General features: G+C 68.1%; 12 protein-coding genes and 1 tRNA gene. 8 read left to right on the forward strand and 5 right to left on the reverse strand.

The genetic code is table 11. From position 1 onward, the window contains the following. The first annotated feature begins 75 nt into the window (after positions 1 to 75). Positions 76 to 522, forward strand: coding sequence for a MarR family winged helix-turn-helix transcriptional regulator (locus ACWF0M_RS04965; RefSeq protein ID WP_452234289.1), 447 nt, complete (start codon positions 76 to 78; stop codon positions 520 to 522). 41 nt (positions 523 to 563) lie between these two features. Beyond that, a complete protein-coding gene (locus ACWF0M_RS04970) occupies positions 564 to 1,436 on the forward strand; it encodes an aminoglycoside phosphotransferase family protein (RefSeq protein ID WP_452234290.1) in 873 nt (290 codons plus the stop codon). Positions 1,437 to 1,609: 173 nt separating this feature from the next. Here ACWF0M_RS04970 and ettA read toward each other — a convergent pair whose 3' ends face one another. Beyond that, positions 1,610 to 3,292 carry an energy-dependent translational throttle protein EttA gene (gene ettA, locus ACWF0M_RS04975; RefSeq protein WP_452234291.1) on the reverse strand — a complete coding sequence of 561 codons (1,683 nt, stop codon included), beginning with the start codon at positions 3,290 to 3,292 and terminating at the stop codon, positions 1,610 to 1,612. A gap of 149 nt (positions 3,293 to 3,441) precedes the next feature. On the opposite strand from ettA, the gene ACWF0M_RS04980 reads away from it, so the two are divergent. Both ACWF0M_RS04980 and ACWF0M_RS04985 read left to right on the forward strand, forming a co-directional pair. After that, positions 3,442 to 3,945, forward strand: a complete 504-nt coding sequence (locus ACWF0M_RS04980) for a single-stranded DNA-binding protein (RefSeq protein ID WP_452234292.1) — start codon at positions 3,442 to 3,444, stop codon at positions 3,943 to 3,945. A gap of 81 nt (positions 3,946 to 4,026) precedes the next feature. Beyond that, positions 4,027 to 4,644 (forward strand): SRPBCC family protein, encoded by a 618-nt coding sequence (locus ACWF0M_RS04985; RefSeq protein WP_452234293.1) that lies wholly within the window; start codon positions 4,027 to 4,029, stop codon positions 4,642 to 4,644. A 59-nt stretch (positions 4,645 to 4,703) separates the two neighbouring features. On the opposite strand, the gene ACWF0M_RS04990 is transcribed toward ACWF0M_RS04985, so the two are convergent. The 3 genes from ACWF0M_RS04990 to ACWF0M_RS05000 form a co-directional block, all read right to left on the reverse strand. Then, a complete protein-coding gene (locus tag ACWF0M_RS04990; RefSeq protein WP_452234294.1) occupies positions 4,704 to 6,383 on the reverse strand; it encodes a GTPase in 1,680 nt (559 codons plus the stop codon). Next, positions 6,380 to 9,487: a dynamin family protein gene (locus tag ACWF0M_RS04995; RefSeq protein ID WP_452234295.1), complete on the reverse strand. Its 3,108-nt coding sequence runs from the start codon at positions 9,485 to 9,487 to the stop codon at positions 6,380 to 6,382. Before ACWF0M_RS04995 ends, ACWF0M_RS04990 begins: the two co-directional genes overlap by 4 nt. Before the next feature lie 858 nt (positions 9,488 to 10,345). After that, the gene (locus ACWF0M_RS05000; protein ID WP_452234296.1) at positions 10,346 to 11,833 is read right to left on the reverse strand and encodes a PrsW family intramembrane metalloprotease; all 1,488 of its coding nucleotides are present in this window, start codon (positions 11,831 to 11,833) and stop codon (positions 10,346 to 10,348) included. 162 nt (positions 11,834 to 11,995) lie between these two features. Here ACWF0M_RS05000 and ACWF0M_RS05005 point away from each other — a divergent pair. The 4 genes from ACWF0M_RS05005 to dnaN all read left to right on the forward strand — a co-directional run bounded on the left by ACWF0M_RS05005 (position 11,996) and on the right by dnaN (position 14,965). Beyond that, positions 11,996 to 12,069: transfer RNA gene (locus ACWF0M_RS05005), tRNA-Arg, on the forward strand. 137 nt (positions 12,070 to 12,206) lie between these two features. Then, positions 12,207 to 12,815, forward strand: coding sequence for an AAA family ATPase (locus ACWF0M_RS05010; protein ID WP_452234297.1), 609 nt, complete (start codon positions 12,207 to 12,209; stop codon positions 12,813 to 12,815). Between the two features lie 71 nt (positions 12,816 to 12,886). Then, a complete protein-coding gene (locus tag ACWF0M_RS05015; protein ID WP_452234298.1) occupies positions 12,887 to 13,720 on the forward strand; it encodes a S1 family peptidase in 834 nt (277 codons plus the stop codon). 111 nt (positions 13,721 to 13,831) lie between these two features. Next, on the forward strand, positions 13,832 to 14,965 hold the full coding sequence (gene dnaN / locus ACWF0M_RS05020) for a DNA polymerase III subunit beta (protein ID WP_452234299.1): 1,134 nt from the start codon (positions 13,832 to 13,834) through the stop codon (positions 14,963 to 14,965). Here dnaN and ACWF0M_RS05025 read toward each other — a convergent pair. Next, the gene (locus ACWF0M_RS05025) at positions 14,932 to 15,504 is read right to left on the reverse strand and encodes a VanZ family protein (protein ID WP_452234300.1); all 573 of its coding nucleotides are present in this window, start codon (positions 15,502 to 15,504) and stop codon (positions 14,932 to 14,934) included. The two genes, dnaN and ACWF0M_RS05025, sit on opposite strands and share 34 nt — an antisense overlap. Between the last annotated feature and the right edge of the window lie 373 nt (positions 15,505 to 15,877).

The raw sequence follows: 15,877 nt of genomic DNA on the forward strand, positions 1-15,877 counted from the left end.
CGTCCCTTCAAGTATCTCGATAATCCGAGTATCTTGAACATCCGAGAGAAATGCAAGCCCTATGCTGAGGTGGCCATGACCAGTTCCCGAGAAGAGCTCGCCGGCGAGATCCAGCAGCGGATGGTTCGGTTCATCGCGGGCGTGGTGCTGTTCAACCACGCGGTGTCCGCGAAAGTCGGCCTCGGCGCCAGCGACTCCCAGTTCATGACGCTGTTGCAGACCTACGGCCCGATGACGCCGCGACAACTCGCCGAACACACCGGCCTGACGTCCGGCACGGTGACCGGCGTGATCGACCGGCTGGAAGCGCACGGTTTCGTCACCCGCGAATCCGATCCGCGCGATCGCCGCAAGGTCGTCGTCACGCCGTCGCTGGAGGCGATCCAGGAGAAGCTCGTGCCGTTGTACGCCGAGCAAGGCGCGAGCATGCACGCGGTTCTGGCGAGCCGCTCCGAGGCCGAGCTCCGGACGATCTCGGCCTTCCTCAAGGACGCAGTCGACAACGCTGTAGTCCCCGACTAAACACTTTGGGACCGCAGACGGGTTTGCGGGACGCTTGCGCGATGACGGATTTTCACCTGGACGGCCGTGCCGGCATCGACGCAGAGCTGGTACGGCGGCTCCTCGCGCAGCAGTTCCCGCAGTGGGCCGACCTGCCGGTGACGCCGGTCAAGGTCGACGGCTGGGACAACCGGACGTACCAGCTCGGCTCCGGGCTGACCGCGCGGCTGCCGACGCACTCGAGCTACGTGGCCGCGGTCCACAAGGAACATCAGTGGCTGCCTGTCCTCGGCCCGCAACTGCCGGTCGAGATTCCCGAGGCGGTGGCCAAGGGCGCTCCCGGTGAGGGCTATCCATATCCGTGGGCGATCCGCCGGTGGATCCCGGGCGAGACCGCGTCGGTCGACACCATCGCCGATCTGGACGAGTTCGCACGGTCGATCGCGGCGTTCATCCTGGCCTTGCAGGACGTCGACGCGACCGGTGGACCACTCGCCGGTGCGCACAGCTTCCATCGCGGCGCTCCCCCGGTGTACTACCACGACGAGACGCTCGAGGCCCTCGCCGTACTGAAAGGGCGCATCGACACCGATCTGGCACGTGAGGTCTGGGACGCGGCGCTGGCGACGTCGTGGGATCGACCGCCGGTGTGGTTCCACGGCGACATCGCCAACGGCAACCTGCTGGTCCAGGACGGGCAACTGTCCGCCGTGATCGACTTCGGTACGTCGGGTGTCGGCGACCCCGCCTGCGACCTGGTCATCGCCTACACGTTCTTCTCCGGCTCGTCCCGCGCAGCGTTCCGAGAAGCTGTCGATCACGACCCGGGCACGTGGGCCCGCGCCCGAGGCTGGGCCCTCTGGAAAGCCCTGATCACCGAGGACCTGCGAGTCATCGACAACGTTCTGACCGACCACCAGACCCAAACAGGCTAGAACGCCGGCCGACTCAGAGGTACGCCGTCACGCCCGGCGTCGCCTCCTGCGCCGTCAGTAGCGCATTCCCGAGCCGCGCACTGCACGAAGGACCCCGGCTCCGGTGCGGAGACGGGGTCCTTCGACGGCGCACTCAGACGCTCAGGCGCTCAGAGGCTCAGGCGCTCGGTCGCTCAGTCGCGGGTGAGCTTGCGGTGGGTGACGCGGTGCGGACGGGCCGCCTCCGGGCCGAGGCGCTCGACCTTGTTCGCCTCGTACGACGCGAAGTTGCCCTCGAACCAGAACCACTTGGCCGGCTCGTCGTCGGTGCCCTCCCAGGCGAGGATGTGGGTCGCCACGCGGTCCAGGAACCACCGGTCGTGGGACACGACCACCGCACAGCCCGGGAACTCCAGCAAGGCGTCCTCGAGCGACTGCAGCGTCTCGACGTCCAGGTCGTTGGTCGGCTCGTCGAGGAGCAGCAGGTTGCCGCCCATCTTCAGCGTCAGCGCCAGGTTCAGCCGGTTCCGCTCACCGCCGGACAGGACGCCGGTCGGCTTCTGCTGGTCCGGACCCTTGAACCCGAACGAGGCGACGTACGCCCGGCTCGGCATCTCGAAGTTCGCGACCTTGATGAAGTCGAGCTCGTCGGACACCTGCTGCCAGACCGTCTTCTTCGGGTCCAGGCCGCCGCGCGACTGGTCGACGTACGAGATCTTGACCGTCTCACCGAGCTTCAGGCTGCCCGCGTCGGGCTGCTCCTCGCCGATGATCATCCGGAACAGCGTCGACTTGCCGACGCCGTTCGGACCGACGACGCCGACGATGCCGGCCCGCGGGAGGCTGAAGCTCAGGCCGTCGATCAGCGTGCGGTCCCCGAAGCCCTTCTTCAGCTTGCTGACCTCGAGCACCGTGCTGCCCAGGCGCGGACCCGGCGGGATGTTGATCTCGTCGATGTCCAGCTTCTTGGACCGCTCGGCCTCGGCCGCCAGCTCCTCGTACCGCTGCAGACGGGCCTTGCTCTTGGACTGCCGGCCCTTCGCGTTCGACCGGACCCACTCGAGCTCGCGCTCCAGGATCTTCTGCCGCTTCGCGTCCTTCTGCCCCTCGACCACGAGCCGCTGCTGCTTGGTCTCGAGGTACTTCGAGTAGTTGCCCTCGTAGCCGTACGTCCGGCCGCGGTCGAGCTCGAGAATCCACTCGGCCACGTTGTCCAGGAAGTACCGGTCGTGGGTGATCGCCATGACGGCGCCCGGGTACTTCTGCAGGTGCTGCTCGAGCCACTGCACGGACTCGGCGTCCAGGTGGTTGGTGGGCTCGTCGAGCAGCAGCAGGTCGGGCTGCGCCAGCAGGAGCTTGCACAGCGCGACCCGGCGGCGCTCACCACCGGAAAGGTTGTCCACCAGCACCTCGGGCGGCGGGCAGCGCAGCGCGTCCATCGCCTGCTCCAGCTGAGCGTCGATGTCCCAGGCGTTGCGGTGGTCGAGCTCGGTCTGCAGGTCACCCATCTCGCCCAGCAGCGTGTCGTAGTCCGCGTCCGGATCGGCCAGCTCGGCGGAGATCTCGTTGAAGCGGTCCAGCTTCTGCTTGGTGTCGCCGACCCCTTCCTGCACGTTCTCCAGCACGGTCTTGCCCTCGGTGAGCGGCGGTTCCTGCAGCAGGATCCCGACCGTCGCACCGTCGGCCAGCCGGGCCTCGCCGTTGGAGGGCTGGTCGAGCCCCGCCATGATCTTGAACAGCGAGGACTTACCGGTGCCGTTGGGCCCGACCACGCCGATCTTCGCGCCGGTGAGGAAGTTCAGCGTGACGTTGTCGAGAACGACCTTGTCGCCGTGTGCCTTCCGGACGTTGCGAAGGGTGTAGATGAATTCCGCCATACCCCAGAGCCTATGTGCTGGGGTGGCCCGTTTCCCAACCAGGCCTTGGCGGTTGTCCACAGACCCGAAGTTCGGGCCGCCGATCGGGGCGCGACTGGTGCACCTTCTCCGGGTGACAGCACACGCTGTCCGAACGGAAGGAACCCGTCATGAGCCTCGGCGACACCTACCTCACTGTTCTGGGCTGGATCGGCAGCGAGCCCGATTTCAAGGAGATCCGCCAGACGCCGCAAGCAAGCTTCCGGCTCGGCTCCACGCCCCGCCAGTTCGACAGATCTCTCAACACCTACGTCGACAAGCCCACGACCTGGTACACGGTGCAGTGCTGGCGCAGCCTGGCCCAGAACGCCTTCGAATCGGTCCGGATCGGCCAGCCTGTCATCGTCACCGGCCGGCTCCGCACCCACGAATGGACCGACGACTCCGGCGAACAACACAGCCGCGTCATCCTCGAAGCCTTCTCCCTCGGCCACGATCTCAACCGCGGTACGACGACCTTCGCGAAGAACGCGCCGCGCGCGGAGTCGGTCCGTCCGTCGGCGGAGGCTGCCGAGTCCCTGGAACGCCCTGCCGAGACGACCGCCGCGCCGTACCCGCCCGACGAGTACTCCGTCACGCCCCTCCCGCTGTCCGCGACGGCGGAGGCGGCATGACTATCTCAATCTTGACTTATATAAGTCCTGCCCGGCATTCTGAGGAGCGTCTCAGCAGCCGAGCAGGACAGGGGATCATCCGTGATCGACATCCTCGAGCACATCAACGCGGTCCAGCGCGAGGTCAGCCGCACCGGCGAGACCGTGACGGTGCTGATGCGCCGCTCCTACAAGGCCGAGCCGGCGGAGGTGTGGGACGCACTGACCGACCCGGAGCGGATGCGGCGCTGGTTGATGCCCGTCTCCGGGGACCTCAAGGTCGGCGGCTCGTTCCAACTGGAGGGAAACGCCGGCGGCGACATCCTGGAGTGCGATCCGCCGAAGAGCTTCAAGGTGACCTTCGGCGGGCCGAACAGCCTGCTCGAGGTGCGGCTGCTACCCGGCGCGGGCTCCTCCACCGAGCTCGAGCTCGAACATTCGATGGGCGAGGCCCCGGCTCCCGGTGGCGCCGGCGCACTGTGGGTCGGTCCCGGCTGGGACGGCGCCCTGCTCGGCCTGGCCCTGTCCGTGTCCGGCGAGCTCCCGGCCGACGCCAACCCGGTCGAGATGGCCAACTCCCCCGAGGTGATCGACTACAACGAGCAGTCCGTCCGCGCCTGGATCGAAGCCATCCGGGCGTCCGGCACCACCACCGAGGAGGATCTCCTCAACGCCGCCAAGATCTCCCTGGCGCAGTACGCACCAGACGCCGAGCTCTGACTGCGGGTCGTCTCACCTGGGACGTGCGGCGGTCGAGCGTGGCCTGCCCGCCGGTAGGACTACTGGCGGGCAGTGGCGACGCTGTCGCGGCACTTGGTGTAGGCCGCAAGCTCCTCGCGTGCCGGCTCGACCACGTGACTGTCGGCAACGTTCACGAGCTCAGCTCGCAGCGCCGTCGCCACCTGCCGGGACCGCCGCAGCGCGCCGCTCGTGGCAGCCAGCCGGCAGACGAAGGAGAGAGCCAGCCCCAGTACGCCGCCACCGACCAGCATGATCCAGGCGTAGGGAATGCCGTTCCACTCCGGCAGCGGCGGATCGTTCAGATCGGCGATCCGCGCCACCAGCAAGGCGATCAGCCAGGCGGCACCGCCGAGCGTCACGAGGAACAGCAGCCACTGCACGACCCGGGCGAAGCTCCACCAGCCGGGGTTGCTGGACACACCGAGGTCGGTCCGCGCGACGGCCTGGTCGAGCTCGTCACCGAGCGACTCCTCGCGCCGGCGGATCGCCGAACGCACCGAGTCCGCCCACGGACGCGACAGCCCTTCGGCGGCCTTGTTCGTGATCGTGCGGACTGCGGCGTCCATCCGCGCGCGCTGCACCGGAGTTGCCGCAGGCAACGAAGAGCGAGCGATCGCGACCTCGCTCGCCGCGGACTTGCGCAACGCCTTGCCCTGTTCGCGCGACACCTGGTCGCCGTGCAGCCGCCGCAACGGATCCGGACGGAAGCGCCCCAGCCACTTGGTCAGCGGCCATCCCGTCGCAGCGCGGGCCCGCTGCAGGTACGAGCGCCGTACGGCGTCCGACACCACGGTCAACCCGCTCGCGTCCGCGAGCGAGTCGACGAGTTCGGTGACATCGGCGTCGGCGATCTCCGGTGTCTTGGCGTTGCCGCACTGGCTCGCCATCCGGTCCGCGACCCGATCGACATCGGCCGCGAGCCGCACCCGCGCGGAGCGCTTGTTCCTCACCCGCTTGACCAGCAACGAGCGGACCTCTTCCAGACCGTCGCCGCTGACCGCCGACGTGGCAACGACCGTCGGCGACTTGAGGCCGTCCGACTTGAGCAGCCTGTCCAGGTCCTCGAGGCAACTCTTCCGCTGCACCGGCGTGAGCTTGTCCATGTGGTTCAACGCGAACACCATCACCCCGGAATGCGAGGTGAACGGCTTGATGTACCGGTTGTGCAGTGCCGCATCGGCGTACTTCTGCGGATCCACCACCCACACCAGCATGTCGACGAGCTCCACCAGCCGGTCGACGATCAGGCGGTGCTCCACCTCGGTCGAGTCATGGTCAGGAAGGTCCAGCAGGACCAGCCCGTCCAGGTCCTCGGACCGCGCGTCCTCGAGCGAGCTGCGGTGCTGCACCTGGTGCCGGCGCGGGATGCCCAGCCAGGTCAGCACCTCACCGGCCGGTTCGTCACCCCAGACACAGGCGAGCGGCATCGAGCTGGTCGGCCGCCGCGTTCCGATCGCGGCCAGGTCGAGCCCGGTCAGCGCGTTGAACAGCGACGACTTCCCCGAGCCCGTCGCGCCCGCGAGCGCAACCACCGTCAGGTCACCCGACATCCGCAGACGCTGCCCGGCCCGGTCGACGATCTGCGTGGCCTCGGTGAGCACCACCGGATCCAGCCGGCCGTCGCCGGCCTCCGCGGCCGCCTTGAGCGCATCGATCTTCTTCAGGACATCGGTCTCGGCCCGCGTCGGGGTCTCGACCGTATCCACTGTTTCCGTCACGTGCAGTCCTCCACCGCGCGCGCGGCCTCCGTCAGTTGCCTGGCCGTCTCGGCGTCGACCGGGTGCTGGTCAAGGACAGCCAGATAGCGGGCGAATTCGGCATCCATCAGGGCATGAACCTTACCGTCAAGATCCTCGCGTGCCCTATCGACCATGCCCTGAACTGCCTTGTCGCCGAAAACTGCCTCCAGCAGACGCTTCCCGACCACCGCACTGCCCGCTCCGGCACTGGCCTGAGCACCCTTCGGGATGCCGGTCCCACTGGCGAACACCACCACCATGAGCGAAAGGCCGAGCCCGTTGACGCCGTACTCCAGAATGCGCGCCGTCGCCTTCTTGTCCGCGCCCTCACTGCGGACCAGCTCGAGAACGGCCGTCTGCCATTCCCGCACCGTGCGGCTCGCCGCCGCCGGGAACTCCTCCGACATCGCGCCGAGCGACCGCCCACCGTTGCCCTCGGCACCGTTACCGGCTTGGTCGGCATCTGCGGCGGCGAGGAGCTGGCGACCGGGAGCGGTTGCCTGCCACACCTTCTCGGCGCGCTCCGCGGCAGCTGCCGCGTGCTCACGCAGCAGCGACTCCAAGCCGGACTGGATCGCGTCGCTGACGTCGCGGGTCTCCGCCGGCTTGTTGCCGAGCGAGTTCTTCAACCGGTCCCGCAGCCGGCCCGCGTTGGACTGCAGACCCTTCAGCAGCTCACCGGTCCCGACGAACTCCTGCCACCGCGCCAGCACCTCGCCACGCAGCAGCGTCCCGTCCTGGCATGCCTTCGCGATGTCCTTGACGCCCTGGTCGTACGCCGACTCCGCCGACGTCCGCAGCTCGATGGCGGTCTCGGCCTGCGCCCTGACCGCGGCCGCGAACGGCGCGGCCTTCTTCACCATCGCACTCACCGCGCCCTGCAAGGTCCGGCGGACGACGGACGCTCGCGCCTCGGCGTCAGCAGCCAGGTCGACCAGCCAGTCCTTGATCGAGGCAACCGACTGATGCGGCAACATTCCGTTGCCATCGACAACCGTCTCCTGGATCGAGAACAGCGGCGAGTCGCCGAGCCCGCGCTCGAGGAGCATCTGCGCGAGGTGCCCGGTGATGTCGTCGATCGTTTCGCTCGGCGCCCGGTCGAGCACCACCGCAACCGCCGTACTGCGGTCCGAGGCGCTCTGGAGGAACTCCCACGGCACCGCGTCCGAGTACCTGGCCGCGGTCGTCACGAACAGCCAGAGATCGGCCGCCGCCAGCAGTTGGGTCGCGAGATCACGGTTCGCCTCGACGACGGAGTCGATGTCGGGCGCGTCCAGAATCGCCAGCCCGCGCGGCACGGTGTCGGCCGCAACCAGCCGCAACTGTCCCGGGTCCTCCATCCCACCAGGCTCGTCCGAACTCGTCCGCGCCATCCCGGGCAGCACCCGGTCGCCCACGAACCAGTCGGCATCCGCTGGGTGATGGATCAACACCGGGGACCGCGTCGTCGGGCGCAGTACGCCCGGCTCGCTCACGACCTTGCCGATCACCGTGTTGACCAGCGTCGACTTCCCGGCTCCGGTAGACCCACCGACCACCGCCAGGATTGGTGCCTCCAACTGCACCAGCCGCGGCAACAAATAGTCGTCCAGCTGATCGAGCATCGCCTTCTGCTGCTGCCGGGCCTCGTCAGCCCCCACAACCTCCAATGGCAACTGACTCCCCGCCAACACCCCCCGCAACTTCATCAACGCAGTAATCAAAGCCATAGCAGCCTGCTCAGCCGCCAACCGCTCAGCCAACTGCTCCGCAGTCAGCTCCTCCGCAACACCATCCCCCGCCGAGTCCCCCTCAACATCCCCACCCGCAGCCCTGTCGTCGCCACCCGCCGAGTCGTCGCCCACAGCATCAGCCGCACCTGGGTTCTCCCCAGCATCCGACTCCGCCCCACCCACCGAAGCGTCCCCAGCAGCCAACTCGCCCGCAGCGCCGTCAGCCTGCCCTACAACCCCACCGGCACCCTCAGCCCCGTCAGCAGCGTCACCCGCTCCGCCACCCGCAGCCCCGTCCTCGCCAGCCTCAGCCACAGCGCCGTCAGCCGCCTCCTCGGCTCCAGCACCGGCAGCGTCGCCCGCTCCACCATCCAAAGCGCCGCCTCCGCCAGCCTCAGCGACAGCACCGTCAGCCGCCTGCTCAGTTCCAGCACCTGCAGCGTCGCCCTCGTCCTCGCCCACCGAGTCGTTGCCCACGGCACCAGCCGCAGCCTCCTCCTCGCCGGCCGCGCCTGCGTTCTCGTCGGCATCAGCCGCACCCGAGTTCTTGTCCGTGGCGTCCGCGCCTGCAGCTTCACCCGCGGGCGTATCTGCACCCGCGCCATCCGCATCCGCCGCGACCGCACCAGCGGCGTCGGCATCTGCGTCGGAGGCGATATCCGTCGCCGACTCAGCTACCGACTCACCGGACGCGTCATCCGCGTCTGCAGGATCCGCGTCTGCTGCGTCGTCCTGGGATTGGTCGGCCACCCCAACAGCAGACTCGTCGGACAAGTCAGCTGCTTCGTCGGACGGGTCGGCTGCTTCGTCGGACCGATCAGCTGCTTCGTCGGACGGGTTGGCTGCTTCGTCATCCGTCTGAGCGGCGTCGCTTCCATCGGTCGGGTCCGAGCTGTCGGCCGCATCAGCAGCAACCTCATCGGCATCGTCATCTGCGGCGTCAACTGCAGCACCATCCGCAACGTCAGCTGCGGCGTCATCTGCGGGCTCGTCCGCGGCGACGGGTGCGGCGTCGTGGACGGCCTCGCCGTCGCCGGCAGCTGTCGCGGCGGCGTCCTGCTCTTCCTCGCGCTGGTCGTGGTCACCTGCTGGTTCGTCAGCCTGCACCGTGACCTGCGTATCCCCCGTCGGCTCATCACCCGCCCCACCCGCGTCAGCGGATGCTCCGGACGTTTCCGCCTTGGGGAGACCGACAATGATGTTGCCGTATTCGAGAGGGAAGCCGTCAGGAGACTCGTCAGGTTCGTACACGACACCGACGGCAGACAGTGGCCGACCGCCCGCGTCCTTCGCAGGTACGTCGCCGCCCTCAACCGCCGACGTACCAGTCGAGCCGTCGCCTTCGCCGGCGGCCGACGAACCGGCGTCCACAACCGCCGACTCATCCGACGCCTGGCCTTCTGCCCGCCCCGCATCTTGACCGTCTGCCGCAGCGCCATCGTCAGCTGACCCGCCCGCGCCAGAACGGTCTTCGGTCGAGTCCGCTGCATCAGCGTCTACGGCCACACCGCCGCCAGCCGGCGTGCTGTCCGCCGCGCCGTCGTCAGCGGATGTGCCCACCGCACTGTCGTCAGCGGATGTGCCTGCGGCACTGTCCCCGCTCTGAGCATCTCCCGCGCCATCGCCCGACCCGATCGCCGAGCCGACCCGCGTGTCCGACTCTGCCTCGGCAGCCTGAGTCGCCGAGCCAGCCTGAGCTGCTGAGCCAGCCCCGTCTGCCTGAGTCGCGGACTCGGCCTGAGCTGACGAGTTGGTCTCGTTTGTCTGGGCTGGGTCGGCAGCGGCTGGGTCGGCGGTGGTTGCCTCGGTGGCTGAGGTCGTGTCGTCGGCTGGGCTGTTGGTGGAGTCTGCGGGTTCTGTTGACTCGGTTGAGGCGGAGGTCTGCTTCGCGGTGTCCGGGTCTGATGGCTTGGCTCCATCGGGGGACGCGTCGTTGGCGGCAGATCCCGTGCCTACCGCACCCGTGTCCGCGGAGGGTGTGGGGTCTTCGGGGGTGGACTTGCGGCGTCGGCGGCGCCAGAAGCCTCGGGGTTTGGGGGGTGACTGGGCGATGAGGTTCGCCAGCTCCTGGGCATGCTGATCCTGGTTCGGAACCCGCGGTTCCGAACCTTCACCAGCTGCTGACCTGATGTCAGCCACGGTGTCCGCCCACGAGCACAGAGTGCCCGGTCGGACAGCGCAGAAGCAAAGTCATCGTCATCCCCGTTTGGCGGCGTGGACGGGTGGCAGTCACTGCGGTGGTGGATACGGACCGTATCCTCCCGGCGGTCCTTGTTGACCAGGGGGTCCCGGTGGGTAACTGGGCGGACCTGCTGCGTGACCTGGTTGACCGGAGGGATACCCGGACTGGGCGGGCGGATAACCAGCCTGCGGGCCCGGATACGGCCCCTGGCCACCCGCCCCAGGCACAGCCCCGCCAGGCCCCATCGGCGCACCGGGAGGCATGGGGGCACCGGCGTACTGCGGGGCGGCCTGGGCGAACGCCGGCATCGGGGGGAACGGGACGCTCGGCCGCCGCTCCCGGAGTTCGTCGAGGAGCGCCTTCTCGGTCTCCAGCGCCTCGAGCCCGATCACCTGGCGGACGATCTTGTCTCGCAGGTACGCGAGTTCGGTGGCGTTGTGCTGGAACGCCTTCGCGGCGGCCTCCGCCTGGGATCCGTACCGCCGTGCGTTCTGTCGCAGCGCCTTGCGCCCGCGCAGCGTCGCGATCAGCGGTACGTCCTGCGGCACCAGCCAGCCGAACCGCACGTAGTCGTACAGCCTGGACGCGATCATCTGCCCTTCCCGGGACCGCATCACCAGCGCGAAGACCACGAGGCAGATGAAGAGCGGCACCATCAGGCACAGGTACGCGAGGATGAAGCCCCCACCGCCGGCCCAGCTCGCGGACGCGTTCCACGCCGCATGCGCCAGTACGGCGGCCAGATACCCGACCACCGGCGCCAGATACCGTACGGCGGTACTTCGGTGCCGGATCGCGACACCTATCCCGATCGCGGTGAACGACGTGAAGAGCGGATGCGCGAATGGCGAGATCACGCCGCGGATGATGAACAGCGCGAAGGCACCGCGCAGGCCGGCGTCGCTGCCGGCCTCCTCGGAGAGCGTGTTGAAGACGCGGCCGTAGTACAGGATGTTCTCGGTGAAGGCGAAGCCGACGCCGACCATCCCGGCGTACACCAGGCCGTCGATGATGCCGTCGAACTCCTTGCGCCGGACGAGTGCCAGCAGCAGGATCACGGAGCCCTTGGCGAACTCCTCCACCGGCGGTGCGACGAAGACCGCGGACCGGTCGCCGCCGACGCCGGTCTCGGCCAGCCGGTGCGACACCTCGGTGTTGATGAAGATCGCGGCGAGCGTGGCGATGAACGCGCCCCAGCAGAGCGCGAAGACGATGTACTTCGTCGGCTCGGGCTCGTACCGGTCGAGCCAGAGGTAGAGCGCGATCACCGGGATGACCGGGACGAACGCGAACACCAGACCCCAGGTGAAGCCGCCGGCGCCGGTCGACTTGGCCACGATTCCGAAGATCACCAGGCCCGCGATCGCGAACGCCACCGCGATCACGATGCCGATCAGCACGCCGCGGTTCCGCCGCTGCCCGGGCACCGGATGATTGCCGAGTACGTTGGGCTGCGGGTACGGTCCGCCGGGCGAGTACGCCGACCCCGCCGCGGGTTGCGGCGCGCCGGACTGGCCTGGTGAGGGGTAACTCATGCCCCGCAGCCTAGTTGGGGTCCAGATCCAGCGGCAGGACCACCCACTCAGCGTTACCGGGATGGAACGACAACCCTGTACTTCGCCGGGCCCGGAACCATCACGATCGGGAACCCAGAGGCGAGATCACCCGGCGATCTGAGAGACTCTTCCCTGCTATACGCCCCCGTAGCTCAGCTGGATAGAGCGTCGGACTTCTAATCCGTTGGTCGCAGGTTCGAGTCCTGCCGGGGGCGCTGTCAGCAGCCGGGTTTGTGATTGCGGTCACATGCCTGCGGCTCTCAGGGAGTTCCTAGCGACTTCTCAGTCCGTTCTCGGGGCGATCCGCGCGTGCCGCTCGTCTAACCCACTACGTGTGGGAAGGACGGATCTGATGCATGCAGGAGTCATAGAAGGAGTACTGCGAGGCCGGGAGCTGCGGTACGCCGTTGACGCTGTCGTCGTGCTGGCCGGCATACCCGGTGCGGGCAAGAGCACGTTCCTGCGCCGGATGTTCGCCGGCAACCGCACAGTGCGGGTGCTCGACTCCGCGCACATCCGCGACCGCTGGATGCCCGTCCTCGGCGCACTCCCGTACGGCCTGTGGCGACCGCTCGTCCATCTCGTGTACTACGTGACTCTGCTGAACGCGATGCGCCCGGGTCGTGGCCCTCTGGTGATCCACGACTGCGCGACCCGCCCCTGGGCGCGGCACCTCATCGGCTGGCGCGCCCGGCAAGCGGGCCTCCCGTTGCACTTGATCCTCCTCGACGTACCAGGAGACGTAGCCCGCTCCGGCCAGTGGGCCCGCGGTCGGGTGGTGCGGTCGACCAGTATGGAGACCCACTGCAGACGGTGGCCCGACGTGGTCGCGAGGGCGGCCAGTGACCCGGGCAGCGTGGTGCCGGGAGCCTTGTCGGCGGTCGTCCTGTCACGGCGCGAAGCCGATCAGGTGGAACAGGTCGCGTTCGGTGACCTCCACGCGACGTCTGGTTGCAGCTGACCTCCCGCGGGAACATGTGGGGTGTCGAGGGACCCCGCTCACTCGGTCCCGTGATGCCTCAGGAGGAACCCGTGAGGATCGAACGCGCGCGTCGTACCGCCCAGCTCCTTGCCGTCGTCAGTGTGGTCGCAGCATCGCTGTACGCCGTACCGGCCGAGGCGAAGGCTCCGTCTCCGGCTGCGCAGCTGGCTGCGGCGCAGTCCGCTGTCGAGCAGTCCGCCGTACGAGGGGTCGCGTGGTACACCGACGCGGCTGCGGGCAGGGTTGTCGTGACAGCCGACAGCACCGTGTCCGCCAAGGACCTGGCGTCGCTGCAGCGTGACGGTGTGCAGGTCAACCGGACAAGCGGTGTCTTCAGGCCGCTCCTGGCGGCTGGTGACGCGATCTACGGTGGCCAGTACCGCTGCTCACTCGGCTTCAACGTGCAGAAGGGTGGCACCTACTACTTCCTGACTGCCGGCCACTGCGGCAAGGTCGCCAAGACCTGGTACACCAACTCCAGCCACAGCACCCTGATCGGCCCGACCGCCGGTTACAGCTTCCCTGGCAACGACTACGCGCTGGTGCAGTACACGAACACCTCGCTGAGCCATCCGGGCGGCTTCACGGCGGCGAACGCCTTCGTCGGTGAGACTGTCACCCGCAAGGGCTCGACGACCGGCGTCCACAGCGGCAAGGTGACAGCCCTCAACGTCACCGTGCGGTACTCCGGCGCCGGCAAGGTCGGCGGCCTCATCCAGACCACCGTGTGCGCCGAGCCGGGCGACTCCGGCGGTCCGCTGTACGACGGCTCGAAGGCGCTCGGCATCACGTCCGGCGGCAGCGGCGACTGCAGCAGCGGAGGTACGACGTTCTTCCAGCCCGTCACCGAAGCCGCTTCGGCGTACGGCGTGACTGTCTACTGACTGTCGCTCGTTGACGATCCGGCCGCGCCTGGTGTGCGGCCGGATCCTTCGCGTTCAGAAACTGTCGGTGGGGGCTGATTGAGTAAGGCCTCGCGATGGGGAGGTGCTGGGATGAAGGTTCGGGTCGGGCGTGAAGCACTGGCCGAGGCTGTTGGATGGGTTGCGCGTGGGCTGCCGAGCAGACCGAGCGTGCCGATTCTGGCCGGGATGGTGGTCGACGCGGCGGACGGGCAGGTGACGTTGTCCGGGTTCGACTACGAGAGTTCGGGGCAGGTCAGCGTGCCGGCCGAGGTGGCCGACGAGGGGCGGGTGCTGGTGTCCGGGCGATTGCTGTCGGACATTTGCCGGAGCATGCCTCGGGACTCGGTGGATCTGAGCGCCGAGGCGGCTCGGGTCCAGGTGAGTAGCGGGGCCGCCCGATTCGTCCTTCATACCTTGCCGATCGACGAGTATCCGGCGCTGCCTGAGATGCCCGCGGTGAGTGGCGTGGTCGACGGGGACGTCTTCTCGCACGCGGTCGCGCAGGTGGTGAGCGCGGCCGGCCGGGACGACACGCTGCCGGTCTTCACCGGGATCCGGCTGGAGATCCGCGGGGCGACCATTTCACTACTGGCCACGGACAGGTACCGGCTGGCACTCCGGACGTTCCCGTGGGAGCCGGCCGACGTGAGCGTCGAGGCGAACGTACTGGTTCCGGCGAAGCTGCTCGCGAACGTCGCCAAGGCGATGTCCGGTCACGAGTTGACTCTCGCGCTCGGTTCGACCCGCACTGGGGACGGGTTGCTCGGGTTCGAGGGTGGTGGGCGGCGCGCGACGAGCCGGCTCATCGACGGTGAGTTCCCGAAGGTTCGCGGGCTGATCCCGGCCGAGAACGCGATCACCAGCACCGTCACCGTGGAGACGGCCGCGCTGCTCGAGGTCGTCAAACGGGTGGCGCTGGTGGCGGAGCGGTCGGCGCCGGTGCGACTCACATTCGCGGACGGTACGGCGACGCTCGACGCGGGCAACGGCGAAGAGGCGCAGGCATCGGAGGCCGTCGAGGTCACGCTCACCGGCGAACCAGTCGTGACCGGCTTCAATGCCGGCTACCTGCTCGACGGCCTGGCCTCGCTGGGTACACCGCTCGCGCATTTCGCCTTCACTCAACCCACCAGACCGGCCAACCTGACCGGCCTGCGCTCCCCCGACGACGCGCCGACGACAGACTCCGCCTACATCCTGATGCCAATGCGCCTGCCGACCTGACGTCGAGCTTTCCGGCGAGCGGTGTGTTCCGGTTCCCGGATCAGAACTTGGTGGAGGATCGCCGCAATGGTCGCCGCGATTGCGCAGCCCGCGGTATTGAGCAACATGTCGGTGAGATCGCCTGCGGTTCCGAGTGGGGTGAATGCCTGCAGCACCTCGATCACCGTCGAAATCATGGCGGCACCTGTTATCGCAATCACCACGAGGCGCCGCCAGGTGGCATAGCGCGCGATCCAGGGCAGGAGAAATCCTGCGGGCATGAACAACAAGAAGTTCATGACGATCTCAGACGTGGACGCCGCTGTCTGCGTGGCGAATGGAATCCAGTTGAAGAACACCAGCCCACTGGGGTCGTGAGGCCTGCCTCCGAGGGTCACGAGCAACAGACCGAACCCCCACAACCCGACGCAGGTGATGGCCAGCCGACGAGGACGGACGAAGTCACGTCGCCGCGTCAACCGGACGAGCCGGAGCAGCACCCACGCCAGGAACGCGAGTGCCGCCACGGCTGCCGGAACGACCAGGTTGCTGGGGATCACGAGTAGCTGATAACCACCGTTCCACCCATGAGCTGTCCCTGGACGAAGACGTTCTTCCCCGGATGTAGTAGTTGTGGTTCGTGGTCAGGCCGCCGACGCACGACTTGGGTTGGCTGCTGAGCGTGAATTGGATCGTTCGCCGGACAATCCAGTCACCCGCATAGTGTAAGGAAGTCCGATTGCCGCAGTGGCATCCGGCGCGCGGGTAACTGACGGCTGGACACCGGTGGAAGCATTCGCGGAACCAGCGCCGACGATCAAGACAGCGGCCGCAGCCACCGGTACGGCCACTGCCGACATAAGACTGAACTTCACATTCACTGGCGATACTCCTTAGGGCGGTTAGGAAGAGCTCGAACGATAGGTCTCACGC

The sequence above is a fragment of the Kribbella sp. NPDC055110 genome (assembly GCF_053607525.1).

Excerpts from the sequence above, each read along its gene's own strand:
- ACWF0M_RS04970 (WP_452234290.1), top strand. The coding sequence starts at position 564 with ATGACGGATTTTCACCTGGACGGCCGTGCCGGCATCGACGCAGAGCTG.
- ACWF0M_RS05010 (WP_452234297.1), top strand. The coding sequence starts at position 12,207 with ATGCATGCAGGAGTCATAGAAGGAGTACTGCGAGGCCGGGAGCTGCGG.
- ACWF0M_RS04980 (WP_452234292.1), top strand. The coding sequence starts at position 3,442 with ATGAGCCTCGGCGACACCTACCTCACTGTTCTGGGCTGGATCGGCAGC.
- ettA (WP_452234291.1), bottom strand. The coding sequence starts at position 3,292 with ATGGCGGAATTCATCTACACCCTTCGCAACGTCCGGAAGGCACACGGC.
- ACWF0M_RS05000 (WP_452234296.1), bottom strand. The coding sequence starts at position 11,833 with ATGAGTTACCCCTCACCAGGCCAGTCCGGCGCGCCGCAACCCGCGGCG.
- dnaN (WP_452234299.1), top strand. The coding sequence starts at position 13,832 with ATGAAGGTTCGGGTCGGGCGTGAAGCACTGGCCGAGGCTGTTGGATGG.
- ACWF0M_RS04965 (WP_452234289.1), top strand. The coding sequence starts at position 76 with ATGACCAGTTCCCGAGAAGAGCTCGCCGGCGAGATCCAGCAGCGGATG.